The organism is Streptomyces sp. NPDC051218 (genome assembly GCF_044455475.1).
GTDB lineage: Bacteria > Actinomycetota > Actinomycetes > Streptomycetales > Streptomycetaceae > Streptomyces.
The window spans coordinates 1386890-1413127 of record NZ_JBITEU010000001.1; the positions used below are offsets into that span (position 1 = coordinate 1386890).

At 69.8% G+C, this 26238-nt stretch carries 17 protein-coding genes; 4 read left to right on the forward strand and 13 right to left on the reverse strand.

All coding sequences use genetic code 11. The features are described from left to right. Positions 1-7: 7 nt before the first annotated feature. The 3 genes from ACIBCK_RS06225 to ACIBCK_RS06235 all read right to left on the reverse strand — a co-directional run bounded on the left by ACIBCK_RS06225 (position 8) and on the right by ACIBCK_RS06235 (position 9207). Entirely contained in the window at positions 8-1183 is a 1176-nt protein-coding gene (locus ACIBCK_RS06225; RefSeq protein WP_399387123.1) for a glycosyltransferase, read from the reverse strand. Further along, positions 1180-4068 (reverse strand): CDP-glycerol glycerophosphotransferase family protein, encoded by a 2889-nt coding sequence (locus ACIBCK_RS06230; protein ID WP_399387124.1) that lies wholly within the window; start codon positions 4066-4068, stop codon positions 1180-1182. The genes ACIBCK_RS06225 and ACIBCK_RS06230 overlap by 4 nt, the downstream gene beginning before the upstream one ends. A 192-nt stretch (positions 4069-4260) precedes the next feature. Beyond that, entirely contained in the window at positions 4261-9207 is a 4947-nt protein-coding gene (locus ACIBCK_RS06235; RefSeq protein WP_399387126.1) for an NAD-glutamate dehydrogenase, read from the reverse strand. 496 nt (positions 9208-9703) lie between these two features. Between ACIBCK_RS06235 and ACIBCK_RS06240 the strand changes: the two genes are divergently transcribed. Continuing rightward, a complete protein-coding gene (locus tag ACIBCK_RS06240) occupies positions 9704-10270 on the forward strand; it encodes a DJ-1/PfpI family protein (protein ID WP_367042505.1) in 567 nt (188 codons plus the stop codon). Between the two features lie 41 nt (positions 10271-10311). Here ACIBCK_RS06240 and ACIBCK_RS06245 read toward each other — a convergent pair whose 3' ends face one another. Together ACIBCK_RS06245 and ACIBCK_RS06250 are read right to left on the reverse strand one after the other, a co-directional pair. Next, complete coding sequence (locus tag ACIBCK_RS06245) at positions 10312-10989, reverse strand: HAD family hydrolase (protein WP_399387128.1); 678 nt, start codon at positions 10987-10989, stop codon at positions 10312-10314. A 177-nt stretch (positions 10990-11166) separates the two neighbouring features. After that, positions 11167-11616, reverse strand: coding sequence for a DUF6912 family protein (locus tag ACIBCK_RS06250; protein WP_399387130.1), 450 nt, complete (start codon positions 11614-11616; stop codon positions 11167-11169). A gap of 372 nt (positions 11617-11988) precedes the next feature. On the opposite strand from ACIBCK_RS06250, the gene ACIBCK_RS06255 reads away from it, so the two are divergent. Further along, entirely contained in the window at positions 11989-12435 is a 447-nt protein-coding gene (locus ACIBCK_RS06255; RefSeq protein ID WP_399387132.1) for an Rv3235 family protein, read from the forward strand. A gap of 87 nt (positions 12436-12522) precedes the next feature. Here ACIBCK_RS06255 and secA read toward each other — a convergent pair whose 3' ends face one another. Then, positions 12523-15366 carry a preprotein translocase subunit SecA gene (gene secA / locus ACIBCK_RS06260; RefSeq protein WP_399387133.1) on the reverse strand — a complete coding sequence of 948 codons (2844 nt, stop codon included), beginning with the start codon at positions 15364-15366 and terminating at the stop codon, positions 12523-12525. 223 nt (positions 15367-15589) lie between these two features. On the opposite strand from secA, the gene ACIBCK_RS06265 reads away from it, so the two are divergent. Continuing rightward, the gene (locus ACIBCK_RS06265) at positions 15590-16162 is read left to right on the forward strand and encodes a GNAT family N-acetyltransferase (RefSeq protein ID WP_399387135.1); all 573 of its coding nucleotides are present in this window, start codon (positions 15590-15592) and stop codon (positions 16160-16162) included. Positions 16163-16244: 82 nt separating this feature from the next. Then, positions 16245-17432, forward strand: a complete 1188-nt coding sequence (locus ACIBCK_RS06270) for a winged helix-turn-helix domain-containing protein (protein ID WP_399387136.1) — start codon at positions 16245-16247, stop codon at positions 17430-17432. Positions 17433-17439: 7 nt separating this feature from the next. Here ACIBCK_RS06270 and ACIBCK_RS06275 read toward each other — a convergent pair whose 3' ends face one another. The 7 genes from ACIBCK_RS06275 to mtnA form a co-directional block, all read right to left on the reverse strand. Beyond that, entirely contained in the window at positions 17440-18183 is a 744-nt protein-coding gene (locus ACIBCK_RS06275) for a response regulator (protein WP_399387138.1), read from the reverse strand. Between the two features lie 196 nt (positions 18184-18379). Then, positions 18380-19072 (reverse strand): ribosome hibernation-promoting factor, HPF/YfiA family, encoded by a 693-nt coding sequence (gene hpf / locus ACIBCK_RS06280; RefSeq protein WP_399387140.1) that lies wholly within the window; start codon positions 19070-19072, stop codon positions 18380-18382. Positions 19073-19388: 316 nt separating this feature from the next. Continuing rightward, a complete protein-coding gene (locus ACIBCK_RS06285) occupies positions 19389-20222 on the reverse strand; it encodes a ComF family protein (RefSeq protein ID WP_399387141.1) in 834 nt (277 codons plus the stop codon). A gap of 109 nt (positions 20223-20331) precedes the next feature. After that, positions 20332-22185 carry an LpqB family beta-propeller domain-containing protein gene (locus ACIBCK_RS06290; protein ID WP_399387143.1) on the reverse strand — a complete coding sequence of 618 codons (1854 nt, stop codon included), beginning with the start codon at positions 22183-22185 and terminating at the stop codon, positions 20332-20334. Beyond that, positions 22175-24301, reverse strand: coding sequence for an MtrAB system histidine kinase MtrB (gene mtrB, locus ACIBCK_RS06295; RefSeq protein WP_399387144.1), 2127 nt, complete (start codon positions 24299-24301; stop codon positions 22175-22177). Before mtrB ends, ACIBCK_RS06290 begins: the two co-directional genes overlap by 11 nt. 1 nt (position 24302) lies before the next feature. Next, positions 24303-24992: a two-component system response regulator MtrA gene (mtrA, locus tag ACIBCK_RS06300; RefSeq protein ID WP_202121190.1), complete on the reverse strand. Its 690-nt coding sequence runs from the start codon at positions 24990-24992 to the stop codon at positions 24303-24305. Between the two features lie 4 nt (positions 24993-24996). Then, positions 24997-26190: an S-methyl-5-thioribose-1-phosphate isomerase gene (gene mtnA / locus ACIBCK_RS06305; protein ID WP_399387145.1), complete on the reverse strand. Its 1194-nt coding sequence runs from the start codon at positions 26188-26190 to the stop codon at positions 24997-24999. Between the last annotated feature and the right edge of the window lie 48 nt (positions 26191-26238).

Here is a 26238-nt window from a genome sequence, read left to right on the forward strand (position 1 = left end):
TCAGTCCTCACCGCTCCAGGAAGACGAACAACTCCTCCCAGCGCCGCACGACTTCATCCGTCGTGTAGCGCTGGATGTTCACTCTGGCCAGCTCCCCCATCCGGTCCCGCAGCTCCTTGTCGGACATCAACGTGTCGAGCCTGCGCGCCAGTTCACCCGTGTTCCCCAGCCGCGCCAGCAGCCCGTCCACGCCGTCCTGGACGATCTCGTGCACGCCGGGCGCGCAGTCGAAGGCCGCGCACGGCACCGCGGCGGCCATCGCCTCCATCAGGGCGAGCGGGAAACCCTCGCCGCGCGACGACTGCACGAACACCGATCCGCCGCGCAGCGCCCCCGGCACATCGCCCGTGCGGCCCATCCACTCCACGGAAGCGTCGAGGCCGAGGGCCGTGCACTGCTGCTTGAGTATCGCCTCGTCCTCGCCGGAGCCGTAGATCCGCAGCTTCCAGTCCGGGTGCAGCGGCGCGACCTCCGCCCAGGTGTCGAGGAGCATGTCGATGCCCTTCTGGTCGTGCAGGCGGCCGATGCTGGTGACGATCTTCTCGGTGCGCCGCGACGGCACGTCGGGCATGAACGGCAGCGGGTTCGGCATGAAGGACGCGTTGTCCATGCCCTGCCTGATCCACAGGTCGGCGTCCTCGCGGGTCAGCGCGAGCATCCGGTCGACGTCCTTGTAGTGCTTGCGCACCCGCCCGAAGCGCGAGCACCCCCGCGAGTAGGCGAACGACTCGTGGCTCATGCCGATGACCGTCAGGCCGCTGGTGTCGGCGAGTTCGACCCATTCCATCGCCCATACCTGCGTGACGATGACGACGGCCCCGGGTCCGGCCTTCGCGAAGAGCGCGGTCAGCTTGGCGGCCTGCTCGTGCATGCCCTGCTCGCGCCGTGTGCGCTGCCGGTGCTTGGCCACGTTGAGCCGCCCCTTGATGCCGCGTGCGGGGCCGACGCGGGGCGGGTGCTCGTCGTACAGCGTCGTGGTGGGGTACGGCAGGTCCGTGCCGACGTCCTGCGGGACTTCGGGCTCGGTGATGCCGATGACGTGCACGCGGTGGCCGCGCTCGACGAAGAGGCGGGCCATCTGGTGGGACCAACTGGTGACCCCGCCCAGCTCGTTGACGCTGTTGGAGACGAAGAAGATGTCCCGCGTCCGCTGAGCCGTCTCGATCGCTGTTGCTTGACTCACTTGCCGCTCCAGTGCGAGAAGAACTGATCGACGACGCTCTTGGCGGCATCGCCCCGGTCGTACTCACCGAAATCGGCCACGAACCGCTGACGGGCGCCCGCGTAGTCGAGCGCCTGCTCGTCAAGGGCCTTGAGCGCGCCGAACAGCTCGTCCTCGGTGTCGACCACCGGCCCGGGAGCCCGCTCCCGCAGGTCGAAGTACGTCCCTCGCCCTTCGTGCACGTACTCCTCGTAGTCGTACGTGAAGAACAGCATCGGCCGGTCGAGGAGGGCGTAGTCGAACATCACGGACGAGTAGTCGGTGATCATCGCGTCGGCGAGCTCGTAGAGCGGCGTGACGTCGTGGTGGGCGGAGACGTCGATGACGCGGCCCCGCACGGACGGCGGGAGCACCACGTGGTTGAGGTAGTGCGAGCGCACGAGCAGCACGTACCGGTCGCCGAATTCCTCGGCGAACCGCTCGACGTCGAAGGGCAGTTCAAAGCGTCCGTGCCGGCCGCCGTGGCGACGGAAGGTCGGCGCGTAGAGAAGCACCCGCTTGTCGTCGGGGATGCCCAACTCGGCTGCCAGCGGGCCGCGTTCGCGCACTCCGCTCGCGTCCTCGGCGCGCTTGGCCCGCACCAGCGCGTCGTTGCGCGGATAGCCGACCCTGAGCAGCACCTTCTCCTTGAGGCGCAGGGCCTTCGCCAGGGTCCGCACGTCGTGCTCGGAGCGGACCAGGAAGCGGTCGAAGCGGTCGAGGACGCGCTGCTGCTCTTCCTGCCGTGCCTTGCTGCGCAGTTTCCACGCGGGCTCGTCGAAGCCCATGCGCTTGAGCGCCGAGCCGTGCCAGGTCTGGATGTACGTCGTACCGGGCCGCTTGGTGAGCTTGAGCGGGTAGCTCTGGTTGTCGACCCAGAATTCTGCCTGCGCGAGGGCCTTCAGATACGGCAGCGACCAGCGCCGCACCAGCGTGGCGTCCCGCGGAAAGCCCTCAGGACTGTCCGCGTAGGACCACACGGCGTCGAAGTCGAGGCCCTGGCGCCGCATCTCCTCGTAGATCGCCCGGGGGCTGTCGCTGTACTGCTTGCCGAGATGGCTCTCGAAGACGACCGTGCCCTTCTTGACCGGCAGGCGGCTGAACACCTCGTCGTACACGCGCAGTTTGCTCCGCCCGGACGTGAGGTCCTTGCGCAGCTTCTTCGCCTTGCGGAAGCCGGACTTGGCCAGGCGCCCCGGCACGCCGTGCGTCCCGCGGGCCACCAGGTCCTGGATCCGGTCACCCGCCGCCTCCCGCGTGACGAGCCGGAACGCGAGGTGCCCGCGCTGCGAGACCTCGGGCTCCATGTGGTCGGCGACGAGGCGGGTGAGCCGGGGCCGCACCGGGAGCTTTCCCTCGGCGAGACCCGGGTCGCACGCGGTGAGCCGCGTCCTGGTGCGCACGCCGTCGGCGACGAGGTGCAGGCGCACGTCCCACACCGCGTCGAAGACTCCGAGCGGGCGCAGCCGCCGCGCGAGGTCGACGGAGGCCTCCCAGACGATGGCGTCGCCCTCGTACCGCACGGCGGTGACCGGGAAGCGGAAGGACTGCAGGCTGCGGCGGCGCGCGCTGAACTCGAGATCGGCGGTGAGCACGGCGTCCGGGCCGACGACGCCGAGCGGGTTGGTGACGCGGCCCGCCATGCGGACGGTCCCCGCGGTCTCCTCGTACCGCGTCAGGACGTTGCGCAGGAACATCTGGTCGAGCCGCTTGGTGTGATAGCCGAGCTCCGTCACGTCCAGGACGTGGCGGCCGACCGGGTCGTCGAGATGCTCGGCGCACCAGTACACGCGCCCGTCCCGCTCGGCGAGCGGTGCGGAGATCTTGTCGCGGTTGGTGAGGGTGTCGACGGCCGGAAGCAGGTTCTCCCAGTCGCCCTGCTCCAGGAGGTAGGCGCAGATGGCCTGAATCGGCTGCACCTCGTCGTACGCTGCGTGGTCGATCCCGGCGAGATAGTCGCGGGCGAGCCCGGCGAACTCCTGCCGGTAGGCGGCGTCGCGGAACGGCAGGTCGCGCAGGTGGAGCACCAGGTCATGCTTGAGGTACTTGACGTCCTTGGCGAGCCGCACCTCGTCGAGGCCGCGCTCCGCGAGCAGCACGTCGATGCGGCGGTGGATCTCCATCCGGTGCTGGAAGTTGACCATCTCGTGGCGCCGGTTGCTCACCGACTTCACCGGGCCGCGCGCGTAGACGTGCCAGAAGTAGACCTGGTTCGGGATGAGCGTGATGCGCCCGGCGGCGAGGTAGGCCTCGGCGATGAACATCAGGTCCTCGTAGAACATCCCTTTCAGGAAGCGCAGGCCGTTCTCGATGAGGAAGTCGCGCCGGTAGAGCTTGTTCGTGGACAGCGTGTCCCAGACGAACAGGTCCGTCAGCTCCTCGACGGAGTCCAGGGTGCGGGTCGTGGCGTACAGCCAGGGGTACCACGGCTCGCGCTTCTTGTTACGGGTGTCCATGTGCACCCGTACGCAGAGCCCGGAGACGATGTCGGAACCGTCGCGCTCGGCGGCTTCGAGGAGGTTGCGGCAGGCGTTGCGCTCCAGGACGTCGTCGCTGTCCAGGAACATCACGTGGCTGCCGACGGTGTGCCCGATACCCACGTTGCGGGGCTCGCCGCAGCCACCGCTGTTCTCCGGCAGCTGGTAGGCCCGCACCCGCTCGGGGTGCTCGGCGGCCAGCTCCTGCGCCGTCTCGTACGAGCCGTCCGTGCTGCAGTCGTCGACGATGACGACCTCCACGCCGCGCAACGTCTGGTCGAGCACCGACCGCACGGCGGTCGGCAGCCGCTCGGCGTCGTTGTAGACGATCACCACTACGGACACATCGGGTCGCGCCTCCGGCGTCCCCCGCTCACCTATCGCTCCCATGCGTCCCTCCAGTCAGATGACAGCTCATCCTACTAATTATCGCTAATGCCCGTTTAGCACCCTTCGAGGGGGTGTGAATGGCTTACGGAGGTGCCGCGATAGGGTCGCGCGCGAGCCACCACGCGAGAAAAGGGGACGCCCCGAGCCTGATGGCTCGGGGCGTCCCCTTTTCTCCCGCTGTGGGCCAGGGGCCTACGTGTGCGTACGCAGCAGCGTCCGCATCGTCCGCATGGCGACCGAGAGGTTCGCCAGGTCGAACGCGTCCGAGCTCTGGATCTCGTCCAGGGTCGTCCGCGACCGGCTCAGGATCGCCGCGTTCTTCTCCTCCCAGGCCTTGAAGCGCTGCTCGGGAGTGTCCTCGCCGTTCCCGGCGGCCAGCACGTCGGCCGTCAGGGCGGCGTGCGCCGCGTACAGGTCCTCGCGGATCGACGCACGCGCCATCGACTGCCAGCGGTCGGCCCGCGGCAGCTCGATGATGCGGTCCATGAGCTGGGTGATCCGCAGCCGGTCGGCGAGGTCGTAGTAGACCTCGGCGACGGCCATCGGCTCCTTGCCCATGCGGTCGGCGATCGCCACGATGTCGAGTGACGGGAAGGCCGAGGAGAACCCGGCGACACGCTGGGCGAGGTCGTCGGGGACGCCCGAGTCCGTCAGCTCGTCGCGGATGCTCTGGTACCACTCCTGGTCGGAGCCGCTCAGGAGCTTCGGCAGCTCGGTCCAGACCTCGGCGACTCCCTCACGGAAGAAGTCGATGGTCTCGGCGAGCTGGAGCGGCTGCGGCCGGTTGTTGAGCAGCCAGCGCGTGCCGCGCTCGACGAGGCGGCGCGAGTGCAGCCGGATCTGCGTCTGGACATCGGCGGCCACCACGTTGTCGAGCGCCTCGACCGCGTCCCAGACCTTGCTCAGACCGAAGATCTCGCGGGCCGAGAGCTGCGCCCGCACGATCTCCTCCAGCGAGGCTCCCGTCTCCTCGCGCAGCCGGTGCAGGAACGTCGAACCACCGGTGTTCACCGTGTCGTTGACGAGCACCGTGGTGATGATCTCGCGGCGCAGCGCGTGCCCGTCGACCTGCTCGGGGAACTTCTCGCGCAGGGCCTTCGGGAAGTACGCGTGCAGCAGCCCGCGCAGGTACGCGTCGTCCGGCAGCGTCGTATGGATCAGCTCGTCGGCCGCCGTGATCTTCGTGTACGCGAGGAGCACGGCGAGCTCGGGCTGGCTGAGCCCGCGGCCGGAGTTCAGGAGCTCACGGATCTGCCGGTCGGCGGGCAGGAACTCCAGGGCCCGGTCCAGGTGTCCGTCGCGGCCCAGGCGGCGCATGAAGCGCTGGTGGGCGTGGAGGAGGGACGGGGACTGGGCGACCGCGTTCGACAGGGCGGTGTTCTGCGCGTAGTTGTTGCGCAGGACCAGGGAGCCGACCTCGTCCGTCATCGCGGCGAGGAACGTGTTGCGCTGCTTGACGGTCATGTCGCCGTTGGCGACGACCGCGTTGAGCAGGATCTTGATGTTCACCTCGTGGTCGGAGGTGTCCACGCCCGCGCTGTTGTCGATGGCGTCGGTGTTGATGCGCCCGCCGGCCCGCGCGAACTCGATGCGGCCCAGCTGGGTCAGACCGAGGTTGCCGCCCTCGCCGACGACCTTGGCGCGCAGGTCGGCGCCGTTCACGCGGATCGCGTCGTTCGCCTTGTCGCCGACATCGCTGTTCGACTCGACCGACGACTTCACGTACGTACCGATGCCGCCGTTCCACAGCAGGTCCACCGGCGCCTGGAGGATGGTCTGCATCAGGTCGGCCGGCGTCATCTTGCCGACGCCCTTCTCGATGCCGAGTGCCTCGCGGATGTGGGCGTTCAGCTGGATCGCCTTGGCGCTGCGCGGGAAGATCCCGCCGCCCGCGGACATCAGCTCCTTGTCGTAGTCGGCCCAGGAGCTGCGCGGCAGCTCGAAGAGGCGACGGCGCTCCGCGTACGAGGTCGCGGCGTCCGGCCTCGGGTCGATGAAGATGTGCCGGTGGTCGAAGGCGGCCACCAGGCGGATGTGCTCGGAGAGCAGCATGCCGTTGCCGAACACGTCACCGGACATGTCGCCGACGCCGACGACCGTGAAGTCCTCGGACTGGGTGTCGGTGCCCAGCTCCCGGAAGTGCCGCTTGACGGACTCCCAGGCGCCTCGGGCGGTGATGCCCATGCCCTTGTGGTCGTAACCGGCGGAGCCGCCGGAGGCGAAGGCGTCACCGAGCCAGAAGTTGTACGACTCGGCGACCTCGTTCGCGATGTCCGAGAACGTCGCGGTGCCCTTGTCGGCGGCGACGACGAGGTAGGTGTCGTCCTCGTCGTGCCGGACGACGTCGGCCGGGGGCACGACCTCGCCCGCGACCAGGTTGTCGGTGATGTCGAGCAGCGCGGAGATGAACGTCTTGTAGCAGGCCACGCCCTCGGCCAGCCACGCGTCACGGTCCACGGACGGGTCGGGCAGGTGCTTGGCGACGAAGCCGCCCTTGGCGCCGACGGGCACGATGACGGTGTTCTTCACCATCTGCGCCTTGACCAGGCCGAGGATCTCCGTGCGGAAGTCCTCACGCCGGTCGGACCAGCGAAGACCACCGCGGGCGACCTTGCCGAAGCGCAGGTGGACGCCCTCGACGCGCGGCGAGTACACCCAGATCTCGTACGCCGGGCGGGGCGCGGGGAGGTCGGGGATGGCCTGCGGGTCGAACTTCATGGAGACGTAGCTGTGCGGCTTGCCGCCCTCCGCCTCCTGGAAGAAGTTCGTGCGCAGCGTCGCCTTGATGACGGTGAGGAAGGACCGCAGGATGCGGTCCTCGTCCAGCGAGGCCACCTGGTCGAGGGCCGCGTCCAGCTCCTCCAGCAGGGCGTCCGTCAGCTCGACGCCGGCGCGCTGGCGGTCCGGGGACATCCGCGCCTCGAAGAGCGAGACGAGCAGCCGGGTGGTGTGGACGTTGTTGCGGAGGGTGTCCTCCATGTAGTCCTGGCTGAAGGTGGAGCCCGCCTGGCGCAGGTACTTGGCGTAGGCGCGAAGGACCATCGCCTGGCGCCAGTTGAGCCCGGCGCGCAGGACGAGCGAGTTGAAGCCGTCGACCTCGGCCTCACCCGTCCAGGCGGCGGAGAAGGCCTCCTGGAAGCGCTCGCGGCCGTCGTCGCCCAGGTAGTCGCCGTTGCCGTTCTGCGACTTGGGCAGCCGGAGGCCGAAGTCGTAGATCCAGGCGTTCGTGCGGTCCGTGCAGCGCAGCTCGTAGGGCCGCTCGTCGGTGACCTCGACGCCGAGGCGCTGGAGGACCGGCAGGACGGCGGAGAGCGAGACCTGGCCGCCCGAGCGGTAGATCTTGAAGCGGCGCTCACCGGGGGCGGCGCCCACCGGCTCGTACAGGCTGAGCGCGAAGTCCTCGCGGCCGTGCTTGAGCTCCTCCAGGTGCTGGAGGTCGGCGACGGCGGCGCGCGGCGTGTGGTCGGCCTTGTAGCCCTCGGGGAAGGCGCCCGAGTAGCGGCGGAGCAGCTCGGCGGCACGCTCCTCGCCGCACTCGGCGGTCAGCGCCTCGCCGAAGCCGTCGGCCCAGGAGCGGGCGGCCTCGACGAGCCTGGCCTCGATGCGGTCGGTGTCGGCGTCGGTGAGCTGCGGGAGCCCGCCGCCCGGCGCGACGCGGACCACGAAGTGCAGCCGGGAGAGGATCGACTCCGTGTTCCACGCGGTGAAGTCGACGCTGTCGCCGCCGAGCTCCTCCTTGAGGATGTCGATGATCCGCAGCCGCACGCCGGTGGTGTAGCGGTCACGCGGCAGGTAGACGAGGGCGGAGTAGTAGCGGCCGTACTCGTCCTTGCGCAGGTAGAGCCGCAGCCGTCGCCGCTCCTGGAGGTAGAGCACGGAGGTGACGATGGCGCGCAGCTCGTCGGGCGGCGTCTGGAAGAGCTCGTCGCGGGGGTACGTCTCCAGGATCTGGAGGAGGTCACGCCCGTCGTGGCTGTTGGGCGAGAAGCCCGCGCCCCTGAGCACTTCCTGGACCTTGCGGCGGATGACCGGCACGCGGCGCACGGACTCGGTGTACGCGGCGGACGAGAAGAGCCCGAGGAAGCGCCGCTCACCGACGACATTGCCCTCGCCGTCGAACTTCTTCACGCCGACGTAGTCGAGGTAGCTGGGCCGGTGCACGGTGGCGCGGCTGTTGGCCTTGGTGAGCACGAGGAGCTTGTGCTCGCGGGCCTTCGCGCGCGCGTCCGCGGGCAGCCGGCTGAAGGAGGGGCTGACCGGATGGTCCTCGTCGCCCTCGTGCTTGGGGTCGGCGCGCAGGATGCCGAGGCCGGTGCCGGGCACGGCGGCGAGCGAGTCGTCCTCCGTCAGGTCGTACTCGCGAAAGCCCAGGAAGGTGAAGTGGTTGTCGGCGAGCCAGCGAAGGAGCTCGCGGGCCTCGTCGACCTCCTGGTCGCGCAGGTCGTCCGCGGTCGGCTCGGTGGGGAGCTCGTCGGCGATGCGCAGCGCGGCGTCGCGCATCTTCTCCCAGTCCTCGACGGTCTCGCGTACGTCGGACAGGACACGGAGCAGATCGGCGCTGATCTGCTTCAGGTCCGCGCGGTCGGTCTCGCGGTCCGTCTCGACGTGGATCCAGGACTCGGTCACGGCGTCGTGCGGACGCTCGGTGCCGGGGTCGACGAGGACTTCGAGCAGCTTGCCGGTCAGATCGCGCCGGACGACGACCTGGGGGTGGATCACGACATGGATGCCGCGCCCCTGGCGCGAGAGCTCGTTGGTGACCGAGTCGACCAGGAAGGGCATGTCGTCCGTGACCACCTCGACGACGGAGTGGCTGCACGTCCAGCCGTTCTCCTCGACGGTCGGGGTGTGCACTCTGACGTTGGCCGTACCCTGCGGGCGGTTCTCGGCAAGCCGGTAGTGGGAGAAGGCTGCTCCGAAGACGTCGACCGGGTCACGGTCGGCAAGGTCCTCCGGGGCGGTGTGCAGGTAGTAGCGCTGGAGGAACGCGAGGGCCATGTCCTCGTCAGGAGTGGCCTCGTCGCCCTTCGACCCGGTCGGTGCCCCATTGGGTAGGCGGCCACCGGCCGGGCTGTTCTCAGCTACCCGGGCCGCCCTGGTGAGCAGCTCGGCTTTGGCTTCGTCCAGCTTGGTCTGCATTGTCCTCTGACTCCTGTCGCGCGCCGTTGCGTGACGTATAAGGAAGTGATCCGACGTAACGCCGCGACGCGGGGTCTCCGGTCGAAGTCGACGTTATGCCGCGGTGATAGACGGGCGGGCGGTTATCCGCCATTTTCAGCGGTTTCGCTGACCGATGGCCGGGATGATCCGGTCGGCCGCACCGCGAAGAAGCGTCAGCGACGCCCCGGGCACGGATGTCCTCCGTGTTCCCCGGGCGCAGGGCGGGGGCGTACACGCCCCCGCGGGATATAGCGCTGATCACGGGACAAGGCTATCGCCCTCCACCCGGGAGTCGTCATGAGCCGTATGTGTACAAGAGCAGGGGTGGAAGTTTGACACTCTGCACAGAGACTTTCGCGCCACTTGTCGGCGATGACCCCTCTCCACGGACCGATGGCCCTCTTGGCAAACCGGACGGGCGGATGCACGTTGAGCGGGACGGACGGACAGCGCGCGAATGGGAGCGAGCACCGAGATGGCAGCCAAGATCCTCATAGTGACGGGCGACGCAGCGGAGTCACTCGAAGTCCTCTACCCCTTCCAGCGGCTGCGCGAGGAGGGGTACGACGTCCACATCGCCGCCCCCGCCCGCAAGACGCTGCGGTTCGTGGTGCACGACTTCGAGCCGGGCTTCGACACGTACACGGAGAAGCCGGGCTACACCTGGCCCGCGGACCTGGCCTTCTCCGAGGTCGACCCCGGCCAGTACGTGGCCCTGGTGATCCCGGGCGGCCGGGCCCCGGAGTATCTGCGCAACGACCCGGAGCTCCGCAAGATCCTCAAGTCCTTCTTCGACGCGGACAAGCCGGTCGCGCAGATCTGCCACGGCCCGCTCCTGACGGCGGCGATCGGCGGCCTGAGCGGCCGCAGGGTGACGGCGTATCCGGCCCTGGAGCTGGACATGCAGAGCGCGGGCGCGACCTTCCGTGACGCGGAGGTGGTGGTCGACGGCACCCTGGTCTCGGCCCGCGCCTGGCCGGACCACTCGGGCTGGATGCGGGAGTTCCTGACGGTGCTGAGGGCGAAGGCGCCGGTGACGTAGGCGGGGGCCTGGGCAGGACCTAGGCAGGACCTGAACAGGCTCTAGGCAGCCAGACGCTCGGCCACATCCACGGCCTCGGCCAGACTGTCGACCACGGGAACGTCGACCCCGACGGCCTCCAGGCTGGCGCGGCTGTGGGAGCCGCCGGTGTAGAGCACGGCCTGCGCGCCCACGTGCGCGGCGGCCACCGCGTCATCGACGGCGTCCCCAATAACGACAATCCGCTCGGCGGCGGTGACCCCTTCGAGAGCCGCGAGGTGACGCACCATCCGCTCGGCCTTGCCGGCGTGGGAGGTGTCCATACGGCCGTCGATGCGCACGAAGTGCTCCTCGATGCCGTGCCGCCGCACGATCGGCACGAGGTGCTCGTGCGGTGCGAGCGAGAGCAACGACTGCGTACGCCCGGACGCCCGCCGGTCCGCGAGCAGCTGGGCGGCGCCTTCGGCGAGCCCGCAGGCCTCGGCCCGCGCCCAGTAGTGCTTGTGGAACACGGCGTCCATGACCTGCCACTCGGCGTCCGTGGGCAGCCGCCCCATGAGCCGCTCGTAGAACAGCGGTACGGGTACGCAGTAGAGATCGCGATACCGCTCGAGCGTGATCGGTTCGAGCCCGATCTCCTCGAACGACGCGTTCGTGGACTCGATCACCGCATCGATGTCATGCAGCAGAGTCCCGTTCCAGTCCCACACGATATGCGCCCCACGCGCCAACGTCCCCATGCCAAAACGGTACCCGCCCAGAATCGGATCCGGGGCAATCGGGCGGGTGGGCGGGAGGGCTCGTTCGCCCAGGATCGGATGCGGGGCAATCGGGCGGGCGGGCGGGAAAGGCTCGTTCGTCCAGGAAAAGCTACGGGGCAACCCAGCCCTAGCCCCGCAGGGCCCCGCAGGGACCCCTCAGGCGATCAGCCCAGAAATCTCCTGCGTCGCGAACCACAGCAGCTCGTGGTCCTCGACCTCACCCCCCAGAAGCCCCGCAGCAACATCCGCCTCAGCCCCCTCCGCATCCACATGCACCGCGGCGACCTTCTTCAACGGCAGCACACCGTCGACCAGCACCTCACCGACCTCGCCCACGGCCGCCCCCGGCCCAAGCGCCCCGTCCGGCACATCCGCAGCCAGCACGACCCGGCGGCGAGCCGCCCCCGAGTCACCGGCGATCAGCCCCAGCGAAGCCGCCGCGGCCTGGCTCAGGGCGGCGTACTCCAGCTCCTCGGTGTCGTCGGAGCCGCACCACTCACGCAGGGCGGGCGTCACCGCATAGGCGGTCAGCGGCCCCGGCCCCAGCTCGCCCGCCTTGTGCACCTCGGCGAGGCGGCTGAGGGTCAGGGGAACGTAGACGCGCATGACGGCCCGCTTTCACAGTCGGAAGCACAAATCCTGAAGGCGCCAGAAGCCATCCGTAGGCACCGGAACAGGCCCCCAGAATACGTCCGGGAGTCCCCCTTCGAGCTGCCCCCCGCACCCGCCCCCCGCGTCACCCCGCACCCCCGCCGTTCACCCGGCCCACCCCAACGCCCCCAAGGATCCGAAGACCCCCCATCACCCTGATAGGTGACTCCCCCGGCCCACACCCACCACACCCGCGGCCCCTTGCACCCCCCGCCCCGCCCCCCGTACAAGATCTCCGACGGAAGTTACTCCCCGGTACCGGTACAGCACGCGTGCCAGCACAGCCGGGACCCACGACGCCGGAGGCGACACGGAATGCACAAGGTGATGACCAGGCCCCGCACCCGCCCGGCGACCACCCGCCCACCGGGCCGCACGGACCCCCGCCGCCCCACGGCAGCACGTACCCCACGGACGCCCACGCGCCCCCTCAGGACCCCGCCCCAGCCCCCACCACACCCCACGGAGCTCTTCACCGAGCGGCTGCTCCTGGTCCTCAGCGGCCAGAAGCCGGTCCACTGGGCGGCACGCCACATCGCCCACACCGCCTTCGACGACCTGACCCGCCTCGCCGAGCGCACCCCCCTGACCGTGAACGGCCGCCGCCCCACGATCCACCGCATCGGCCACTACGAGCCCCGCCCCGGCGTCTACGAGGTCTTCGCGAGGATCGGCGCGGGCCCCGCCCTCAGAGCCCTGGCGTTCCGCCTGAGCCTCGGCTCGGACCAGAGGTGGCGCTGCACAGCAGTGGAGGTCGGCCCCCCGCCCCCCTGACAGCGCGAAGGGCCGGACACACCCGTGCCCGGCCCCACGTCATGGCAACCGCCGGCAGCGCCGACACCGCCACAGCTCAGCGCAGCGTCACTTCTTGCGGCGCCGCCCGCCCTTCTGAGCCTTGCGCCGCTCCGCCCGGGTCATGCCGTCCGACTCGGACCGCACCCCCGCGTCCTCGGTCTCGAAGTCACCCTCGTCGACCCCGCCCTCGGCGTTCGGCGCCTGGAAGTGCAGACGGTCGGGCCGCTGCGGGGCCTCAAGGCCCTTGGCGCGGATCTCGGGACGGCCGCCACCGGCGGGAACGGCGTCCTTCTTGTCCAGGGAAGCCCCGGCCGCGGCGGAGTCCGTCACCGGGACCTCCTCGACCTGCTGCTCGACCTGGACCTCCAGGTTGAAGAGGTAGCCGACGGACTCTTCCTTGATGCCGTCCATCATGGCGTTGAACATGTCGAAGCCCTCGCGCTGGTACTCGACCAGCGGGTCCTTCTGCGCCATGGCGCGCAGGCCGATGCCCTCCTGGAGGTAGTCCATCTCGTAGAGGTGCTCGCGCCACTTGCGGTCGAGCACCGAGAGGACGACCCGCCGCTCCAGCTCACGCATGATCTCGGAGCCGAGCTGCTCCTCACGCGCCTCGTACTGCTGGTGGATGTCGTCCTTGATGGACTCGGAGATGAACTCGGCGGTCAGACCCGCGCGGTCACCCGCGTCCTCCTCGAGCTCCTCGATGGTGACCCGCACCGGGTAGAGCTGCTTGAAGGCGCCCCACAGCCGGTCCAGGTCCCACTCCTCGGCGAAGCCCTCGGCGGTCTCCGCCGCGATGTACGCGTCGATCGTGTCGTCCATGAAGTGCGTGACCTGCTCCTGGAGGTTCTCGCCCTCCAGGACGCGGCGACGCTCGCCGTAGATGACCTCGCGCTGGCGGTTGAGGACCTCGTCGTACTTCAGGACGTTCTTACGCGTCTCGAAGTTCTGCTGCTCGACCTGCGACTGGGCGGACGCGATCGCGCGCGTCACCATCTTGTTCTCGATGGGCACGTCGTCCGGGACGTTCGCCATGGCCATCACGCGCTCGACCATCTGGGCCTTGAACAGGCGCATCAGGTCGTCGCCGAGCGAGAGGTAGAAGCGGGACTCGCCGGGGTCGCCCTGACGGCCGGAACGACCGCGCAGCTGGTTGTCGATACGGCGCGACTCGTGGCGCTCGGTGCCAAGGACGTAGAGCCCGCCGAGGCTCTTGACCTCCTCGAACTCCGCCTTCACGGACCGCTCGGCCTTCTCCAGGGCGGCGGGGAGCGCCGCGGCCCACTCCTCGACGTGCTCGACGGGGTCGAGGCCGCGCTGGCGCAGCTCCGCCTCGGCGAGGTCGTCGGGGTTGCCGCCGAGCTTGATGTCCGTGCCTCGTCCGGCCATGTTCGTGGCGACGGTGACGGCGCCCTTGCGGCCGGCCTGGGCGATGATCGGCGCCTCACGGTCGTGCTGCTTGGCGTTGAGGACCTCGTGCTGGACGCCGCGCTTGGAGAGCTGCTGGGAGAGGTACTCCGACTTCTCCACGGAGGTCGTGCCGACCAGGATCGGCTGGCCCTGCTCGTGCTTCTCGGCGATGTCGTCGACGACGGCGGCGAACTTCGCGACCTCGGTGCGGTAGATCAGGTCCGACTGGTCGGCGCGGACCATGGGCCGGTTCGTCGGGATCGGCACGACGCCCAGCTTGTAGATCTGGTGGAACTCGGCGGCCTCGGTCATGGCCGTACCGGTCATGCCGCAGAGACCGGGGGTCTCCTTGCCGTCGTGGTCGTGGCGCTTGTAGAGGCGGAAGAAGTTCTGCAGGGTGATCGTGGCGAGCGTCTGGTTCTCGTCCTTGATGTCCACCCCTTCCTTCGCCTCGATCGCCTGGTGCATGCCCTCGTTGTAGCGGCGGCCGGCGAGGATACGGCCGGTGTGCTCGTCGACGATCATGACTTCGCCGTCGATGACGACGTAGTCCTTGTCCTTCTTGAAGAGTTCCTTGGCCTTGATGGCGTTGTTCAGATAACCCACGAGCGGCGTGTTCACCGACTCGTAGAGGTTGTCGATGCCCAGCCAGTCCTCGACCTTGGCGACACCGGACTCGTGGATGGCGACGGTGCGCTTCTTCTCGTCGACCTCGTAGTCCCCGGTCTCCTCGATGCCCTTGAGGGTGTTGCCCGCCTCGCCCTTGGTGAGGCGGGTGACCAACTTGGCGAAGTCGCCGTACCACTTGGTGGCCTGGTCGGCGGGGCCGGAGATGATCAGCGGCGTACGGGCCTCGTCCACCAGGATCGAGTCGACCTCGTCGACGATCGCGAAGTTGTGGCCGCGCTGCACCAGTTCTTCCTTCGACCACGCCATGTTGTCGCGCAGGTAGTCGAAGCCGAACTCGTTGTTCGTGCCGTACGTGATGTCGCTGGCGTACTGCTCGCGGCGCTGGGCCGGCGTCATGTTGGCGATGATGCAGCCGACGGACAGGCCCAGGAACTTGTGGACGCGGCCCATCATCTCGGAGTCGCGCTCGGCCAGGTAGTCGTTGACCGTGATCAGGTGCACGCCCTTGCCCGACAGGGCGTTGAGGTACGCGGGGAGGGTGCCGACGAGCGTCTTGCCCTCACCGGTCTTCATCTCGGCCACATAGCCGAGGTGCAGCGCGGCGCCGCCCATCATCTGGACGTCGTAGTGCCGCTGGCCGAGGACGCGCTTGGCGGCCTCACGCACCGTGGCAAAGGCTTCGGGGAGGAGGTCGTCAAGGGTCTCGCCGTCGGCGTAACGCTCCTTGTACTCCTCGGTCAGCGCGCGCAGCTCGGCGTCGGAGAGGCTGACGAAGTCCTCTTCGATGGAGTTGACCTGGTCCGCGATGCGGTGCAGCTTGCGCAGGATCTTGCCTTCGCCTGCACGCATGATCTTCGAGAGGACGGACACGGGGGTTGGTCTCCTTGCCGGTCGGGCCTGGCATGGTCGGTTTACTCATAGGGCAACGGCCATCGTAAGCGAGGAGCGGGCCGCGCCGGGAGGTCTGCCGGTACGTCAACGGACGGGGGGCCTGGAAGGTGCCGGGTTGTGCCGATCAGCGCTCGGCGAAATGCGGGTGAAAGCTCGGCCAAAAGCACTGGCCCACCGGGCCTCACCCCCGCAGAATCACCGGATGGAGCCCGTCACCCTCACCACCGAACGCCTGATCCTGCGCACGTTCACGCCCGCCGACACGGACGAGACGTTCGAAGCCTGCCAGGACGCCGACATCCAGCGCTGGACCACGATCCCCTCGCCGTACGCGCGCGCGGACGCGGAGGGCTTCATCACGCGCATGGTGCCGGACGGCTGGCGCCACGACATGGAGTACACCTTCGCCGTACGCCCCCGGGGCGGCGGCCCGCTGATCGCGGCCGCCAGCCTCCACCACCCGCGCTCGGGCGCCTGGGAGGTCGGCTTCTGGACGGCGAAGGAGCACCGGGGCAGCGGCTACATGACGGAGATCGTCCTCGGTCTGGCCAGGTGGGCCTTCACCGACCTGGGCTGCAACCGCCTGGAGTGGCGCGCCGAGGTCGGCAACGCGGGCTCGCGCGCGGTGGTGGAGAAGGCCGGGTTCACTTTCGAGGGCACCCTGCGCGGCGCCCTCCTCAACAAGGCCACGCTCCGTGACTGCTGGGTGGGCGCCCTGCTGCCGGGCGACATGGGTCTGCCGTCGATCCAGCCGTACCTGCCCGCGCGGCACTAAAGCGCGTTCCGGCCTCCCGCGCCGCCACCCCGTTCCCGCAGGCCAGGCGGCGTTGTCAGTGCCGCCCCCTATCGTTTCCGGCATGACGAGCCCGCCGCTCCCCGCCTTCGACCTCTCCGCCGACGAGGCCCGCCGCATCGCGCTCCGCGCCCAGGGGTTCCTGGGCGCGCCGGACCGCAGGTCCGGTGTGCGGGGCGTGCTGCGGCATCTCGGGGCGGTCCAGCTCGACACGATCTCGGTCCTCGCCCGCTCGCACGAGCTGATTCCGTACGCCAGGCTCGGCGCCGTCGGCCGCGGCAGGATCGAGGCGGCGTACTGGGACGGGACCTCGGGCACAGGACCCGCCCGGCCGCACGCCTTCGAGTACTGGTCGCACGCCGCGTGCATCCTGCCCATCGAGGAGTGGCCGCACTTCGCCTTCCGCCGCCGTGCCTACCGCACCCGCCCGCACTGGCACCACGACCTGCCGGACGGTGCGTACGACACGGTCATCAAGCAGCTCACCGCCGAAGGCCCCCTCACTGCTACGGAGTTGGGCGGCGCGAAGAACAAGGGCGAGTGGTGGGACTGGTCGGACGCGAAGGTCGCCGTGGAGCGGGCACTGATGTACGGCGAGGTGGTCTGCACGGAGCGGCGCAGCTGGAAGCGGGTGTACGACCTCGCGGAGCGCGCCATTCCGGAAGCGCTGCTCCATGACGATCTGGACGACGCGGAGTGCCTGCGCCGTCTGGTGCGTCTGGCGGGACAGGCACTAGGCGTCGGCACGCGCGCGGACATCGCGGACTATCACCGCCTCAAGGGCGAGCAGTTCGACGCGGTGGTCGCAGACTCGGGCCTGGTCCCCGTGACGGTGCAGGGCTGGGACAAGCCCGCCTGGGCCGACCCCGCGGCCCTGGAGACGACCCCGCGCGGCCGCCACCGCACGACGCTCCTGTCCCCCTTCGACTCCCTCATCTGGGAGCGGGCCCGTACGGAACGGATCTTCGGCTTCACCCACCGCCTGGAGGCGTACGTGCCCAAGCCCAAGCGGATCCACGGCTATTTCGCGATGCCGGTCCTGGCCGGCGGCCACCTTGTCGGCCGGGTGGACCCGGCCCGCGCGGGCAGCACGCTGGTCGCCAAGCAGGTGTCGCTGGACGGCCCCAAGTCCGTGCCCGCCGTGGCTCAGGCACTGCGTGAAGCGGCGACCTGGGTCAACTGCGATGCCGTACGGGTGGAGCGTGTGGACCGTCCCGAGCTGACCGCCGAGCTGGTCCGCGCCCTGGGCTGAGCGGGCCTCAGCGGATCTCCAGGATCTTCTCCCGCATCGCGTAGACGACCGCCTCCATCCTGGAGTGCAGCTGCAGCTTCTCCAGGATGTTGCGGACGTGGTTCTTCACGGTGTTCTCGGAGATGAACAATTCCTTCGCGATGTCGCGGTTGTTCATCCCCGTCGCCACAAGTTTCAGCACTTCGAGTTCACGTTCGGTCAGCCGCGGCGCGGGCACGAGTCTGCGCTCATCGGTGCGCTGGATCATCGACTTGAACTCGGTGAGCAGTTTCGACGCCATGGACGGGCTGATCTGCGACTGCCCGTCGGCCACCGCGCGGATCGCCGTGGCCACTTCGTCCGTGGAGATCTCCTTGAGGAGATAGCCGGTGGCGCCCGCCTTGATCGCTTCGTAGAGGTCGGCTTCCTCGTCGCTGATCGTCAGCATGATGATCTTCGCGCTCGGCGCGACCTCCTTGATGGAGGTGCACGCCTCGATCCCGCCGCGCTTGGGCATGCGTACGTCCATCAGGACGATGTCCGGCAGCAGGTCCGCGGCCTTGTCCACCGCCTCGGCGCCGTCACCGGCCTCCCCCACCACCTGGATGTCCTCCTCGGCGGCGAGGACGATCTCCAGGCCCCGGCGGAAGAGCGCGTGGTCGTCCACCACAAGGACCCTGATGGGCTCCTTGCGCGGTGCGCCCATGTCGGTGCCGATACCGATGCCGTCGTCGTCATCGGCATCCCGCATCGGTCCGAAACTGTCCGCCATCGTTCCTCCCCCTGAAGGCCATGGCCCGTTGTGCGTCGGCTGCCGCCAACCCGAGGCAGCAGCACACCGGTTGGCCGGCTCCGCCCATGATTTCATGCCCGGACGGCCGCGCGGTGCGCGCAGGGGTCGCATGATGGTGCCCCTGGGGGCGCACACGCGCTCCAGGGGCACCATCTCGGCCTTCGACCGGCCTGGATCAGCCGCCGAGCGCACCGCCCCCGCCGGCGGACTCGGCCCGCGCGACCATGGGGTCGGTGTTGAGGCGGATGACGCCGTAGTCGTAGGCGTGCCGCCGGTAGACGACACTCGGTTCCTTCGACTCCGAGTCGACGAACAAGTAGAAGTCGTGTCCGACCAGTTCCATCTCGTAGAGCGCCTGGTCGAGCGACATCGGGGCCGCCACGTGGCTCTTCTCGCGGACCACGAGCGGGCCTTCGCCCTGGATCTCCAGTGAGCCGATCCTCTTGACGGGGATACCGTCCGGCTCTTCCTCACGTACGACGGTGCCGTCTCCGTTGAGAGTCGCCGCGTCCGGCACCCGCTCGGCCACCTCGGCTGCGGAGAGCCTGCCGGTGCCGCGCCGGTTGTGGCGCTTCTCGTGCTGCTTGCGCAGCCGTGCGTCGAGCTTGGCTGTGGCCAGGTCCAGCGCCGCGTACGGATCGGTTGCCGAGGCCTCCGCGCGAATCACGGGTCCACGCCCGCGGAGTGTGATCTCCACGCGGTCGGAACGGTCGGCCTGACGCGGGTTGGCCTCCTTGGACACCTCGACGTCCAGGCTGATCACCTTGCCGTCGAGCTTCTGGATCTTCTCCAGGTTCAGCTTCTCGGCCACGTGCTTGCGGAACCGCTCGGGCACCTCGGTCTTGCGGCCCTTGACGACGATGTCCACGCAGAACTCCGTTCCCGGATCGCCCCGCTTCGGCGGCGGAGCATCTCCCTTTTGCACCAGGCCCCGGTGACTCCCGGAGCCTCGGACTCGGTGACTTCCACCTCCTCCTCCCCCGTGAACAAGATCTCCACCCCGACCGGCCCGGTTGTTTACGAAAAAACCCGGCGACCGGCATTCCGATATGCGAGGCACGGCCTCCGCCATTCCTCACAACTGAACATATCTCGCCCGGACGGATGTCGTCACCCTCTACTGTCGCGTACCCCCATTCAGGTGCATTGACCCTCTCACTACCTGCAACGATGCAAGTTCCCAGTCAGTTCCGGTTTATTCCGAAAGAATCCGGTGAGGAGGCAACAACAGCCGCGGTGATCGTGTTCTCGCGGGTAATTTCACGGGCTGTTACCAACGCGGCCGGCCCTTTACCTTCCGTGTGTACGTCACGTATTGCGCGCGCGGCCTCGGCCAGGGACGCGCCCGTGGTCATCAGGTCGTCCACGATCACGATCCGCCCACCGGCGAGGAGCCGCCCGCCCCCGGCGGTCACCTCAAGGGCACCCCGCAGATTCACCTGCCGCTGACGGGAGTTGAGCCCCGCCTGGTCGGCCACGGCTCGCCGCTGGCGCAGCACGCCGAGCACCTGGGCCCGTGTCCCGCCCCGCCGCAGCTCACCCGCGGCGGCCAGCGCGATCCGCCGTACGGGATCGTGCCCTCGCGCTCGCACGGCCGCGGGAGCCGACGGCACGGGCACGAGCAGTACCGGAGCGTCACCGGCGACCCCAGCTGCGCCCTCCCGCGCACCGTCACCCTGCCGCATCGCAACCCCCTCCCGCCCCTCGCTCTCCCGCCCCGCGCTCTCCCGCAGCCCCGCACGCACAGCCCCGGCCAGCCCCGCACCCAGCGGCCCCACGAGCCCCAGGGCACCCCGCTCCTTGTGCGCGAGCAGCACCGCCCGCACCGCGTCCCCGTACGGAGCCGCCGCGTGCACCACCGGCAGCCCCCGCGGCCGGGGATCAGGGCTCACTCGGCGCGGCGCAGCCCCGTACAAGGCCTCGCGGCACTGTGCGCAGAGCGCCGCACGAGGCCTGCCGCAGCCTCCGCACTCGGCCGGCAGCACCAGATCGGTGAGGTCCTGCCACCACCTCGGCATGCCCTCCACTGTGCCAAGACGCACGCACCCCTGCCACCCCTGTGGACAACCGCCTGTGGACAACTCCGGGACGCGGACACCGCGTTGATCGGGGCCAGGGGATCAGGGCTCAGCCCGGATAAACCGGCGCCGTCCCCTCCTTGACCACCGTCTGCCACTGCGCACCCGTCGGCAGCCGCACTATCCCGTCGTCCGAGTGCGCCACCAGCGGCTGGCGCTCGTTCTCGGAGGCCGCTATCTCCTTCACGCCGGTGAGGCCGGGCAGCGTCGCGCCCACGGGCACCGAACCGTCGCTCTGCACGTACCGCATCTGCTGCACACCGCCGGACTCACGCCCGACCACCACGAGGCGGCTGCCGCCCGCCCACGACATGGCGGTGACCTCCTCCATCTGCGGTGCGGCCCGGCGCAGTTCGTCCACGGAGATCTCCGGCTGCTCGCCCTTGGCGCCGGTCCGCTCGACCCGGCCGATCTGCAGGGACGTCTTGCCGTCCTTCTTCACGAGGAGCGCGACCCGCACACCGTCCGCCGACACCCGCACCGCCTCGATCCGCCCGTCCAGGTTGGGGATCTTGACCGACAGCGGCTCACCCGCGCCCTGCTCGAGCCACAGGAGCCGCGGCCGCTTCGGGTCGCGGTCGGCCACCCACAGGTCGCCTCGGCCGTCCCAACTCGGCGTCGAGAGACCGTCCTCCTCCGACTTGGCCTTGCTGCGCACCTCAGGCTTGCCGAGCGCGCTCTCGGAGACCAGCGACCCCATGTAGAGCGAGCGCCCGTCGAGCGACACCCCGGCCGCCCGCTCCTCGTCCCGCGACACGGCGGCGGAGCGCAGCGGCTGCCCGCCACTGCCCAACTGCCCCCGCACGGGCTCCGGTGGCTTCTTGTCGCTCTCGCCGGCCCGCATCCGCACCAGGCGCCGCTTGTCGTCGATGAGGTACTGGTAGACGGGGTTCTCCGCGGTGCGGCGCGAGGCGACGGACTCGGCCCGCTCCTTGCTCAGGACGCACAGCTGCGAGCCGTTGTGGCGCTGGAGCTCCACCTCCTTGACGCCGGATGACGTCAAGTCCTGGAGGGTGAAGAGCAGTTGGGCGGCCATCTCCGTGCACCGCTCCTGGTCTATGGCGTCGGCCTTCCCGTTCAACGGCACCGTCAGTTTGCCCTGGTCGTCGGGCGCCAGCGTCTTGGTGCCCGCCTTGAGCCGCGTGTCCGACGGGAAGCGCGTGCCCACGACCTGCTTGAGCCAGGCGGTCGGCCCGTCGAGCAACGCCTTGACCGTCTCCGTCACCGGGTCTATTCGCTGGCGTATGTAGACGGGGTCGGCGACGAGCCCCTCCTGGCCGCCACTGGGCGTGCCGGACGAACGCGTCGCGAAGTAGTACTTGTTGACGGACCAGTAGATGCGCTGGAAGTCGGACTGTCCGAGCACGACGCCCTGCGGAACCCGGTCGATCCGCCACTCCTTGCCGTTCGGCCCGTCCTGCTGGGTGAGGTGCACGAACTCGCTGTACGGGCGGTCGTCCAGCTGGTAAGCGTGCTCCTTGTCCACGGTGGCGACCTTGCGGCCGGTCAGCGGGAACGAGCGCCCGGTGTCACCGTCGTCCCCGACGCTGCCCGTCCCCGGGGTCAGGCCGTTCTCGAGCACCGTGGTCTGCACATCGGGGTTCCAGGTCTTGGACGCCCTCTTGGTCAGATACTTGCGTGCCATCGCGAACTCGGGGTCATCGCTGGTCAGCGCCTCCAGGAAGCCCTGGACGATCTCCACCGGGGCCGCGTCCTCGCCGGGCGGCATCGCGTAGACCCGCACCTGCGACTGCGAGTCCGGCCGCTGGGAGGCGTCGACCGCCTTCAGGTTCCCGCTGTCGGGCATGGAGGCACACCCCGCGAGCAGCACCCCGCAGGAGCCGAACAGCACACCGGCCCGCAGCGGACGCCGACGAGCGCGGCGGTCGTGGTCAGCGCCCACGAGAGGCCTCCCCTTCCCTTGCGGGATCCGTATCCGTCTCGCCCGCGTGCTCGCCCGCGCCGGCCCTCGCGCGCCCCGAGTCCGTCGCGGCGTCCGCCCCCGGGACATCGGAGCCGGAGCCCGGGTCCTCGTCGTCCAGCGGGCGCCGCGGCACGACCCGCGCACCGCTGCCGGGCAACGCCGTGGGATCCGCCGTCGTGGCCGCCTGGGCGAGGCGCGGCGCGATCGGCGCCTTCGCCGGGACAGGCGGCGGCACCCGCTCCGACACCGCGGGCTGCGCGGGCACCGTGGCGAGCTTGTTCCCGCCGCCGAGCGGAAGGCCCGCGTCGTTCAAGCCCCGGTGGCGCCGCGAATCCTCGGGCTCCAGCGGTATCGGCGAGCCCCGCAGCGCCTCGTCCGCCGTGCGCGGCAGCGTCAGACGGAACTGCGAACCGCCGCCCGGCTCACCCCACGCCTGCAGCCAGCCGCCGTGCAGCCGTGCGTCTTCGAGTGCGATGGAGAGCCCGAGGCCCGTACCACCGGTGGTACGCGCGCGTGCCGGGTCGGCCCGCCAGAAGCGGCTGAACACCCGGGTCGCCTCGCCGGGCTTGAGGCCCACCCCGTAGTCCCGCACCGCTACCGCGACCGCGCCGCCCGCCACCGCGAGCCGCACCACGACGTCCTGGCCCTCTCCGTGCTCCACGGCGTTGACCACGAGATTGCGAAGGACACGCTCCACACGGCGCGCGTCGGCCTCGGCGACCACGGGCTGCTGGTCCCCGACGATCCTTATGTGCGTCCCCTTGCGCTCCGCCAGCGGCTCCGCGCCGCCCACGACCCGTCGTACGACCTCACGCAGGTCTATCGGCTCGGCCTCCAGGGCCGCCGCGCCCGCGTCGAACCGGCTGATCTCCAGGAGATCCGCGAGCAGCGTCTCGAAGCGGTCCAGCTGGTCGGCGAGCAGTTCGGCCGACCGCGCGGTCACCGGATCGAAGTCCACGCGCGCGTCATGGATGACATCGGCCGCCATCCGTACGGTCGTCAGCGGCGTGCGCAGCTCGTGCGAGACGTCCGAGACGAACCGCCGCTGCATCCGCGAGAGCTCCTCCAGCTGCTGGATCTTCAGCTGGAGGTTCTGCGCCATCTTGTTGAAGGCCTCACCGAGCCGCGCGATGTCGTCCTCGCCGGTGACCTTCATACGTTCCTGAAGGCGCCCGGCGGACAGCCGCTCGGCGATGCCCGCCGCCATCCGTACCGGCGTGACGACCTGGCGCACCACCAGCCAGGCGATGGCACCGAGGAGCACGACGACGAACAGACCCGCGGTGGCCAGCGTCGTCCTGACGACGCCGAGGGACTCCTCCTCCTGCGTCAGCGGGAAGAGGTAGTACAGCTGGTACGGCTTGCCGTTCAGGTCGTTCAGACGCTTGCCGATGACCAGGCCCGGCTGTGCGTCACGACCGTCGTTGAAGACGATCCGCGTATTGCTCTGATAGGCCCTGGTGCCCTCGTCGACGCTGCTGCGCAGCGCCTCGGGAACGCTCTGGATCGGGTCCACGCCCCCGGAGGCACGCGGCCCGCGCACACTGTCGTCGCGGGCGGGCGACGTCGGGCTCAGCGTCACCACGTTGAACGCGCTCTGGCCACCACTGGAGAGCTGCTCGACCAGGTCGGACATCCACACGGCCGTGGGCGGCGTGGCCCCTCCGTCGGGCGTGCCGCCACCGCTGTCCTGCCCGGAGCGCGGCCGAGCGGAGTTCGCCTCCTCCTGAGCCGCCCTGAATCCACCGTCGGCCTGGCTCTGCGAGGCCTTCACCTTGGCCTTGAGCAGGCCGTTGTTCACGGAGCTCATGACGGCGAAACCGAGCATGAGCACGACGCCGAGCGACATCAGCAGGGTCGTGACGACGACCTTCAGCTGGATGTTGCGCCGCCACAGCCGCACGGCGGGCAGCAGCGGACGCCGCACCCAGCGCACGAAGAGCCTCAGGACGGGACTGCCCTGGACCCCGTCCTGCAGCAGCAGACCGCCGTCGAGGAGCCGCCCGAACGTCGAGGCCCGCCGCCCCCCAGTCCGCCCCGGGCGACCGCCCGGAGCCGGAGCCCCGGGCGGCACGGGGGAACTGTCCCGTGACATGTCAGCTCGGTCCGGCCTTGTAGCCGACACCGCGGACGGTCACCACGATCTCCGGGCGCTCGGGGTCCCGCTCGACCTTCGAGCGCAGCCGCTGGACGTGCACGTTCACCAGGCGGGTGTCAGCCGCGTGGCGGTAGCCCCAGACCTGCTCGAGCAGCACCTCACGCGTGAACACCTGCCACGGCTTGCGGGCCAGCGCGACGAGCAGGTCGAACTCCAGCGGGGTCAGCGCGATCGACTGGCCCTCCCGCTTCACGGAGTGCCCCGCCACGTCGATGACCAGGTCACCGATGGTCAGCTGCTCCGGCGCCGGCTCCTCGGACCTCCGCAGCCGCGCCCTGATGCGGGCCACGAGCTCCTTCGGCTTGAAGGGCTTCACGATGTAGTCATCGGCGCCGGACTCAAGGCCGACGACGACGTCCACGGTGTCGCTCTTGGCCGTGAGCATGACGATCGGCACCCCGGACTCCGCCCTGATCAGGCGGCACACCTCGATGCCATCACGGCCCGGCAACATCAAATCCAGCAGTACAAGATCCGGCTTTGCCTCCCTGAAAGCGGCCAGCGCCTTGTCGCCATCAGCTACGAACGACGGCTCAAAACCTTCACCACGCAGCACAATCCCGAGCATCTCGGCCAGTGCGGTGTCGTCGTCGACGACAAGGACTCGTCCCTTCATGCCTGACATCATCCCATTAGCTCATCGATACCTGGCGTGACCTGGCACACAGCTCGCCCAGGCCCCCTGCTGTCACGGGCGACACGACGCCTTCCTCGGTGACGATCGCCGTCACCAACTCCGGCGGTGTCACATCGAACGCGGGGTTGTACGCCTGGGTCCCCAGAGGTGCCACCGCGATCCCGCCTCCCGCTTCAAGCCCGGCCATCGGCACATAGGGTGCCGTGACCTCCGTCACTTCATGACTCGCCCGCTGCTCCACCTCGATGGACGCTCCGTCCGGGGTGTCCGGGTCCACGGTCGTGACCGGCGCCACCACGATGAACGGCACATGGTGGTAGCGGGCGAGCACCGCGAGCGGATAGCTCCCCACCTTGTTGGCCACCGAACCGTCGGCCGCGATGCGGTCCGCGCCGATCAGCACGGCGTCCACCTCACCCGCCGCGAACAGCGACCCCGCCGCATTGTCCGTAAGCAAGGTGTACGCCATTCCGGCCCGCGCCGCCTCATACGCGGTCAGCCTCGAACCCTGCAGCAAGGGACGCGTCTCGTCCACCCACAGCCTGCGAAGACGTCCCTGCCGGTGCGCGGCAAGGGCCACCGCGAACGCCGTACCCTCCCCGCCGGAGACCAGCGCCCCCGTGTTGCAGTGCGTGAGAATCCGGTGACCGCCGCCGGGCAGCAGCTCGTCGAGGAGCGCCAGACCGTGCTCCGCCATCCTCCCGCTGGCCTCGGCGTCCTCCCGGTGCAGCGCCCGCGCCGCCGCCAGCGCCGCTGCGCCCGCCCGCTCCTGGCCGGCCCCGTCCGCGAGCGCCGCGCGGTATGCCGTCAGGGCCCTGCGTACGCCGTACCCGAGGTTCACCGCGGTGGGCCTCGCCCCCGCGATCGCGCCCGCGGCCTCGGCCACGTCGAAGCCGCGTACGGCGGCCAGCGCGACGCCGTAGGCACCTGCTATGCCGAGCAGCGGCGCCCCGCGCACCGCCAGCGTGCGGATCGCCTGCACCAGGGCGGGCGCGTCCGTGCACACCAGCTCGGTCTCCTCGCCGGGCAGCCTGGTCTGGTCCAGGAGGACCAGCACGGGGCCCTCCGGCGGCTCGGCCCAGCGGATCGCGGAGATCCCTGGCTGCGCCGCCTTGCCTGTGTCGGCCGAGCTCGTCGGCGTCCCGGTCGGCCGTGTGTCCTCGCCTGATTGCGCGTACTGATCAGCCATCCGCCCAGTCTGCCCCGTACCTGACGGACAATTGAAGGTGTGCAGCCC

Bases quoted from the DNA above. Each gene is read 5' to 3' on its own strand.
- mtnA (WP_399387145.1), bottom strand. From the start codon at position 26,190: ATGGCTGATCAGTACGCGCAATCAGGCGAGGACACACGGCCGACCGGG.
- ACIBCK_RS06275 (WP_399387138.1), bottom strand. From the start codon at position 18,183: ATGGCGGACAGTTTCGGACCGATGCGGGATGCCGATGACGACGACGGC.
- mtrA (WP_202121190.1), bottom strand. From the start codon at position 24,992: ATGATGTCAGGCATGAAGGGACGAGTCCTTGTCGTCGACGACGACACC.
- ACIBCK_RS06285 (WP_399387141.1), bottom strand. From the start codon at position 20,222: ATGCCGAGGTGGTGGCAGGACCTCACCGATCTGGTGCTGCCGGCCGAG.
- ACIBCK_RS06240 (WP_367042505.1), top strand. From the start codon at position 9,704: ATGGCAGCCAAGATCCTCATAGTGACGGGCGACGCAGCGGAGTCACTC.
- ACIBCK_RS06230 (WP_399387124.1), bottom strand. From the start codon at position 4,068: ATGGGAGCGATAGGTGAGCGGGGGACGCCGGAGGCGCGACCCGATGTG.
- mtrB (WP_399387144.1), bottom strand. From the start codon at position 24,301: ATGTCACGGGACAGTTCCCCCGTGCCGCCCGGGGCTCCGGCTCCGGGC.
- ACIBCK_RS06255 (WP_399387132.1), top strand. From the start codon at position 11,989: ATGACCAGGCCCCGCACCCGCCCGGCGACCACCCGCCCACCGGGCCGC.
- ACIBCK_RS06235 (WP_399387126.1), bottom strand. From the start codon at position 9,207: ATGCAGACCAAGCTGGACGAAGCCAAAGCCGAGCTGCTCACCAGGGCG.
- ACIBCK_RS06250 (WP_399387130.1), bottom strand. From the start codon at position 11,616: ATGCGCGTCTACGTTCCCCTGACCCTCAGCCGCCTCGCCGAGGTGCAC.
- ACIBCK_RS06265 (WP_399387135.1), top strand. From the start codon at position 15,590: ATGGAGCCCGTCACCCTCACCACCGAACGCCTGATCCTGCGCACGTTC.
- ACIBCK_RS06270 (WP_399387136.1), top strand. From the start codon at position 16,245: ATGACGAGCCCGCCGCTCCCCGCCTTCGACCTCTCCGCCGACGAGGCC.
- ACIBCK_RS06245 (WP_399387128.1), bottom strand. From the start codon at position 10,989: ATGGGGACGTTGGCGCGTGGGGCGCATATCGTGTGGGACTGGAACGGG.